At 70.0% G+C, this 7,049-nt stretch carries 7 protein-coding genes; 2 read left to right on the plus strand and 5 right to left on the minus strand.

Annotated features, from left to right (window positions below):
* On the plus strand, positions 1 to 881 hold an 881-nt coding region (locus VNT50_RS11875), incomplete at its 5' end, for a DUF1731 domain-containing protein (protein ID WP_325485328.1).
* A 5-nt stretch (positions 882 to 886) separates the two neighbouring features.
* Here the strand turns inward: VNT50_RS11875 and VNT50_RS11880 are convergent.
* Both VNT50_RS11880 and dapB read right to left on the minus strand, forming a co-directional pair.
* Positions 887 to 1,339 carry a hypothetical protein gene (locus VNT50_RS11880; protein ID WP_325485329.1) on the minus strand — a complete coding sequence of 151 codons (453 nt, stop codon included), beginning with the start codon at positions 1,337 to 1,339 and terminating at the stop codon, positions 887 to 889.
* A complete protein-coding gene (dapB, locus tag VNT50_RS11885; RefSeq protein WP_325485330.1) occupies positions 1,336 to 2,148 on the minus strand; it encodes a 4-hydroxy-tetrahydrodipicolinate reductase in 813 nt (270 codons plus the stop codon). Before dapB ends, VNT50_RS11880 begins: the two co-directional genes overlap by 4 nt.
* 59 nt (positions 2,149 to 2,207) lie before the next feature.
* Here dapB and VNT50_RS11890 point away from each other — a divergent pair, with 59 nt between their 5' ends.
* Complete coding sequence (locus VNT50_RS11890; RefSeq protein WP_325485331.1) at positions 2,208 to 2,684, plus strand: GNAT family N-acetyltransferase; 477 nt, start codon at positions 2,208 to 2,210, stop codon at positions 2,682 to 2,684.
* A gap of 9 nt (positions 2,685 to 2,693) precedes the next feature.
* Here the strand turns inward: VNT50_RS11890 and VNT50_RS11895 are convergent, their stop codons facing one another.
* From VNT50_RS11895 to VNT50_RS11905, 3 genes are all read right to left on the minus strand, one after another.
* Positions 2,694 to 3,296, minus strand: coding sequence for a histidine phosphatase family protein (locus tag VNT50_RS11895; protein WP_325485332.1), 603 nt, complete (start codon positions 3,294 to 3,296; stop codon positions 2,694 to 2,696).
* A 69-nt stretch (positions 3,297 to 3,365) separates the two neighbouring features.
* Entirely contained in the window at positions 3,366 to 4,409 is a 1,044-nt protein-coding gene (locus tag VNT50_RS11900; RefSeq protein WP_325485333.1) for an aldo/keto reductase, read from the minus strand.
* Between the two features lie 216 nt (positions 4,410 to 4,625).
* Entirely contained in the window at positions 4,626 to 6,917 is a 2,292-nt protein-coding gene (locus VNT50_RS11905) for a polyribonucleotide nucleotidyltransferase (protein WP_325485334.1), read from the minus strand.
* Positions 6,918 to 7,049: the final 132 nt, after the last annotated feature.

Consider the following 7,049-nt stretch of genomic DNA (forward strand, 5'->3'; position numbering starts at 1 on the left):
GTTCTCTTCTCGCGCAGGGTCCGGCGCACCCGGCGGCCCCTGCGGTTGGATCCGCCCCGGCCTCGGCCCCCACTTCTGCGGCGCCCGCGTCAACGACACCGGATGAGATCGAGTGGCTCACGGGCGGATCGCCGCTCGATCCGGCCGTGCTCGAGGGAGCGCATGCCGTCGTCGGCATGAACGGGGCGAGCATCGGCCGCTTCCCTTGGACGCGGTCGTACAAGAGCACGCTGCTGTGGTCGCGCATCACCCCGACACGCGCCCTCGCAGCCGCACTGAGGGCTCTCGGTGCCGGCGCGCCGGCGTTCGTCTCGGCCTCCGCTGTCGGCTACTACGGATCGGCGCCGGGCCGGACGATCACCGAGGATTCGCCCCGGGGCGAGTCCTTTCTCTCCGACCTCACGGCGGAATGGGAGTCATCCGCACTGGCCGCCGGCCCGCACGCGCGGGTCGTGCTGACACGCACCGCTCCGGTCGTGCACCGCGACGGCATCCTGAAACCGCTCCTGGTGCTCACGCGACTCGGTGTCTCCGGCCCGATCGGCAGGGGCACCCAGGTCTGGCCGTGGATATCCCTCGACGACGAAGTGGCCGCGATTCGGCACGTGATCGACGCGGATGTCGAGGGCCCGGTCAATCTCACAGCCCCGACCCGCACGACCGCGAACGACCTCGGGTTCGCGCTCGCGGTGGCGATGAATCGTCCGTACGTCGTGCGCGCTCCCGTGTGGGGCATGAAGCTCGTGCTCGGGCCCGACGCCACCGATGACCTTCTCACGGCCGATATGCACGTCGTTCCCGAGGTGCTCTTGCGCACGGGCTTCGCCTTCTCCCAGCGGACCGCGGAGGATGCCGTCGCCGCGGCGCTGCGGGAGGACTGAGGCTGCTACGCGGCTCGCCGCTCACCGGATTCGAGGCGGATCGCCTGCCGGATCGCCGAACGCGCGCGTCGCCGATCGCCTGCCGCGTCGTACGCGAGCCCGAGCCGGTACCACGCGCGCCAGTCGTCGGGGGCGGACTCGACCGCCGCCCGGTAGGAAGGGAAGAGCTCGTCGGCCTCGTCCCGCAGCACGCGGCCGCTCGGTCGAACGGCCACCTGTTCCGCCGGCATCCCGCCCTCGGTCTCGAGGCGCGCCCCCAGTCGCTCGGCGCCCCGCCCGAACATCAGCTCGCGCACCAGCGCCCACCCGGCGATGACCGGCAGCACGAACAGCGCCACCCCCATGGCGATGCCGATCGCATCGCCGCTGGTGAGCAGCAGCCAGCCCCGCTGCGCCACCAGAACGATGTACAGCGCGAGGAGCGCGGCCATCACGGCCACGCCGATGCGCGCGCTCACGCCCCTGTGGCGCGCGCCACCTGGCCCGGCACCCCGCCGTCGTCGACGGGCGCGGCCGGCGCCGCGGCGGGGACGCGAACGCCGATGTCGATGAAGTTCTCGAGTCCCACGACGACCCCGCGCTGGGTGCGCGCCGCCTGGAGGGCGATCCGGATGCCGGGGGCATAGGCGAGCGCTGGGTCCACGGTGTCGTGGGTGATGGTGAGCGACTCCCCCGCGCCCGAGAGGACGACGTCCTGACGCGCCACGACCCCGGGGCGGCGCAGGGAATGGATCGGCACACTCGCGACCTGCTGGCCACGGGCCCGCTGATCGACGTGCGGCGAGTCGACGGGCCCGGCGTCGGCGCGCGCGGCCGCGATGAGCTCAGCCGTGCGCACGGCCGTTCCGCTCGGCGAGTCCACCTTCGTCTCGCGGTGCGCCTCAACGATCTCGATCGACGGGAAGAACGGAGCGGCGGCGGCGGAGAGCGCCGAGCCGAGGACGGAGCCGAGCGAGAAGTTGGGGATGAAGACGGCGCCCGTACCGGCGGCATCGACGAGGGGCCGCACGAGCGCGATGCGCTCGTTCGACCACCCGGAGGTTCCCACGAGCACGTTGAGTCCGCGTTCGATCGCCGCGCGCACGACGTCGATGCTGACGGCGGGAGTGGAGACATCCACGACCAGGTCGGATGCCGCGATCTCGTTCAGGTCGCTCCGCGAGGTCAGCACGGCGACGACGTCGAAGTCGTCGAGGTCGTCGATCACACCGCGGACGATGCCTCCGAGCTTGCCGGTGCCGCCCACGAGTGCCACACGCGTCGTCATACCTCCATCCTATTGTCGGTGCAGCGGCGGCCTCGCGGGCCGCTGGTTAGGCTGGATGGATGGTCACGCTCCGCGCCACCGCCGTCGACGCGCCCGATGCGCACGCCCTGCTGGCGGAGTACTTCCAGACGCGCGCGGCGGGCTTTCCGGGTGCCGCGTACCGCACGACGTACCCCGATCCCGCCGCCTTCGAGCCACCCGCGGGGGTGTTCGTGGTGGTCGAGGACGACGCGGGCACGGCGGTCGGCTGCGGCGGCATCCGCTCTGTCGCGGACGGCCCAGCCGGGCGCCGCTACGAGATCAAGCACCTGTATCTGCGGAGCGCGACCCGCGGGCGCGGCTGGGGCAGGGCCCTGCTCGAGGACCTCGAGCGCCGGGCGCGCGAGTGGGGCGCGGCCGAGCTCGTGCTCGACACCCACCACACGCTGGAGGCTGCCGGATCGCTCTATGCGAGGTCGGGCTTCGTGCAGATCGAGCCGTACAACGACAACCCGAACGCGACCCGCTGGTACGGGAAGGTGCTCGCGTCCGCCTGACGGGCGTCTCTAGACGAGGGATTGCTCGGGCAGGCCGGTGCGCAGCTCGAACGGGAGGTGCGCCAGGTCGTTGAACGCGTTCATCGTCCACGGGCGCCCGTGCTTCTGGGAGATGACCGTCAGCCCGCCGTGCGCCTGGTTGAGAGTCATCCATCGCCACTCGGGAGCCTGCAGCACGTGGCGGACGAACCATGCGATGACGAAGTTGTGCGTGATCAGCAGCTCGTGCACGTCGCCCTGGCGGCGCACGAGGTACTCGCTGACGGCGTCCGCCATCTGCGCGCGGCCCGCATCGACCTCGGCCTCGGTGATCGAGCCGAAGAACGGCTCGAAGGCCGCGGGCGTCTCGGGCGTCATACCCGTGGGAACGCAATCGAAGAGCAGCGCCGAGGGCTCCGGAGACACCGCGGGCAGGCGCTCGGCGACGATGCGGGCCGTCTGCGCCGCACGCTCCAGCGGCGAGTGCCACACGGCGTCGAGCGGCACACCCGACAGACGGTCGGCGACGAGCGATGCTTGCCTGCGGCCCCGCGCGGACAACGGCCCGTCGTGGAGCCCGTGCTGGGCATCCTGATGCTCACCATGGCGCACGAGATAGATAAAGTGCGTCACTGCACATCACTCCGATACTCGGCTGGGGAACCTCCAGCCTATGGCAGGCCGCGAGGAGAGGACGTCGTGCTACTCGGTGGCGCGGGCGAGCTCGGCCAGCTGCGCGCGGCTGAGCTGCACGCCGACGCCCTGCACGAGCTCGTCGACGTGCTGGGGTGCGTAGGCGTTGACGATGGGGGCGACGACGGTCTTCTGCGCGAGCAGCCAGGCGACCGCGACGGCGGCGTCGGGAACCTGCAGATTCCCCGCGACCGCGTCGAGCGCCCGCAGGGTGCGCGTGCCGCGGCGGTTCAGGCTGCCCACGAGCTGCGACCCGCGGACGCTGTAGCCGATGCGTGCCCGGTTGCGGTGCCGGCCCGAGAGAAACCCGTGCGCGAGGGCGTGCGATGGCGTGACCGCGACGTTCTGGGCGCTCGCGACGAGGCGCACATCGCCCTCGAACTGCTGACGGCGGAGGACGTTGTAGGGCGCATCGAGCACCGTGATGCGCGGGTAGCCCGCCGATGCCAGGATGCGGGCTTCGACGAGGCGCTCGGCGGAGAAGCCGAAGGCCCCGAGGGCCCGGGCCTTGCCGGACTCGATGAGCCACTCCGCCGTGGCGAGGGTGTCTTCGAGCGGCGCGCTGGCCGCATCGCTGCCATCGAGGTAGAGCACGTCGATGCGGTCGGTGCCGAGCCGGGTCAGGGATGCCTCGACCGAGCGCACGAGGTTGACCGGTCCGAGGCCGGGATTGTCGAGGTGCCCGCCGACGCGCACCGCCAGCACGATGTCATCGCGCAGGCCGCGCGAGCGGATCCACTGCCCGATGATGTGCTCGCTGCGGCCCGACGCGAATGCGTCGGCCGTGTGGACGGTGTTGCCGCCCAGCTCGACGTAGCGATCGAGGATCTCGTGGCTGGATTCCAGATCGACGTTCCAGCCGAACTCGGCGCCGCCGAGGATCAGGGGGAAGACGGCCGGGCCCGATTCGCCGAGGGCGACGCGCACGCCGCGGCCCAGAGCGGGGCCCTGCACCGGGATCGGGGCGGAGGGATGCGGGGCATTCGTCGTGCTCGCGGGACCGCCCGCGGGCGCGTCTGTGGCGGCTGTCGTACCGACGCCGAAGAAAGCCATGTGCCACCCCCTCACGAAGCCCGTTCGGTGATTCGTGACGTTGTCTTACGCACCCCCCGGCGCGTACTTAGAGGCTAAGGCAGGTCTCCGACACTGACGTTCATTCCAGCGGACCGGCGGTAAACATTACATAACGCTTTGATCACGGCGCAGAGCGAAGGCCCGGTCGCCCACCGGACGGTGGACAACCGGGCCTCTGCGTGATCAATGGATCGATCAGCCTTCGGCGGGAGCCTCGGGGCCCTGGCTCGCGGCCGCACGGGATTCCTGATCGGCCGGCTCTTCGAGCACGGGCTCGAGCGACAGCTTGCCGCGGTCGTCGATCTTCGTGATCTTCACGAGGATCTTCTGGCCGACGTTGAGCACGTCTTCGACGTTCTCGACGCGCTTGCCGCCGGCGAGCTTGCGCACCTCACTGACGTGCAGCAGGCCGTCCTTGCCGGGAAGCAGCGAGACGAACGCGCCGAACGTCGCCAGCTTCACGACGGTGCCGAGGAACTGCTCGCCGATCTCCGGGTTGGTCGGGTTGGCGATCGCGTTGACCTGGGCGCGGGCGGCCTCGGCCGAGGGGCCGTCGGTCGCGCCGATGTAGACGGTGCCGTCCTCCTCGATGGAGATCTGTGCGCCGGTCTCGTCCTGGATGGAGTTGATCGTCTTGCCCTTGGGGCCGATGAGCTCACCGATCTTGTCGACGGGGATCTGCACGCTGATCACGCGGGGCGCGGTCGGTGCCATCTCGTCGGGACCCTCGATCGCGGCGTTCAGCACGCCGAGGATCGTGAGGCGAGCCTCGTGGGCCTGCTGCAGCGCCGCGGTGAGGACCGACGACGGGATGCCGTCGAGCTTCGTGTCGAGCTGGATCGCGGTGACGAACTCCGATGTGCCGGCGACCTTGAAGTCCATGTCGCCCAGGGCGTCTTCTGCACCGAGGATGTCGGTCAGGGCGGCGTAGCGCGTCTGGCCGTCGACCTGGTCGGAGACCAGACCCATCGCGATGCCGGCGACCGGGGCGCGCAGCGGCACGCCCGCGTTCAGCAGCGAGAGGGTCGACGCGCAGACCGAGCCCATCGACGTCGAGCCGTTGGAGCCGAGAGCCTCGGAGACCTGACGGATCGCGTACGGGAACTCCTCGCGGCTCGGCAGCACCGGCACGAGCGCGCGCTCGGCCAGGAAGCCGTGCCCGATCTCGCGACGCTTGGGGCTGCCGACGCGACCGGTCTCACCGGTCGAGTACGGCGGGAAGTTGTAGTGGTGCATGTAACGCTTGTGCGTCACGGGCGACAGCGAGTCGATCTGCTGCTCCATCTTGAGCATGTTCAGCGTGGTGACACCCAGGATCTGGGTCTCGCCGCGCTGGAAGATCGCGGAGCCGTGCACGCGCGGGATGACCTGCACCTCGGCGTCGAGCGGGCGGATGTCCGCCAGCCCGCGGCCGTCGATGCGGACACCCTCGGCGAGGATGCGCCCACGGACGATGAGCTTCGTGACCGACTTGTAGGCGGCGGAGAACTCCAGCGTCGCGGTTGCGGGCAGTTCGCTCGCCTCGACCGCGGCCAGAAGATCGGCCTTCACGCTCTCCTTGAGCGCGTCATCCGCATTCTGACGCTCGACCTTGTCGGCGATCTGGTAGATCGGGACGAGCTTGTCGTAGGCACGACCGGCGACGAAGTCGTAGGTCTGCTTGGAGTACGGCAGGAAGACCGGGTACTCCTGGATCTCCTTCGCCGCGGTCTTCGCGACGACGTTCTGCGCGGCGACGAGCTCCTTGATGAAGGGCTTCGAGGCCTCGAGGCCCTCGGCCACCACCTGCTCGTTGGGCTTGACGGCGCCGCCCTTGATGAGGTTCCAGCTGCCCTCGGTGGCTTCTGCCTCGACCATCATGATCGCGACATCGTCGTTGCCGTCGGCATCAGTGATGACGCGGCCGGCGACGATGAGGTCGAAGACGGCCTCCTCGAGCTGGGTGACGGTCGGGAACGCGATCCACTGGTCGGCGTTCTCGCCGTGCCCGGGGATGAGCGCGAGGCGCACACCGGCGATCGGACCCGAGAACGGCAGGCCGGAAATCTGGGTCGAAAGCGACGCGGCGTTGATGGCGAGGGCGTCGTAGAACTCGCCCGGCGCGATGGAGAGCACCGTGACGACGATCTGCACCTCGTTGCGGAGACCGTCGACGAACGACGGGCGCAGCGGGCGGTCGATGAGGCGGCAGACGAGGATCGCCTCGGTCGAGGGGCGGCCCTCACGACGGAAGAACGAGCCGGGGATCTTGCCTGCGGCGTACGAGCGCTCTTCGACGTCGACGGTGAGCGGGAAGAAGTCGAAGCCTTCGCGAGGGTGCTTGCCGGCGCTGGTGGCCGAGAGGAGCATCGTCTCCTCGTCGAGGTACGCCGCAACGGCGCCCTGCGCCTGCTGCGCGAGTCGTCCGGTCTCGAACCGGACGGTACGGGTGCCGAAGCGGCCGTTGTCGAGAACGGCTTCCGCGGCGGTGATTTCAGGACCTTCCAAGAGGTCTCTCCTTCTTTGTTTAGGCTCGCACGCGCGTTTCGCGCACGAGCTTGTGCGAAGGAGCAGGAACAGGCAGATCTCGGCGCGCGGCGATCGCCGCGATTCGCGCCAGCACTGGCCACCAGTAGAAAT

Source organism: Microbacterium sp. (assembly GCF_035554235.1).
Taxonomy (GTDB): Bacteria; Actinomycetota; Actinomycetes; order Actinomycetales; family Microbacteriaceae; genus Microbacterium.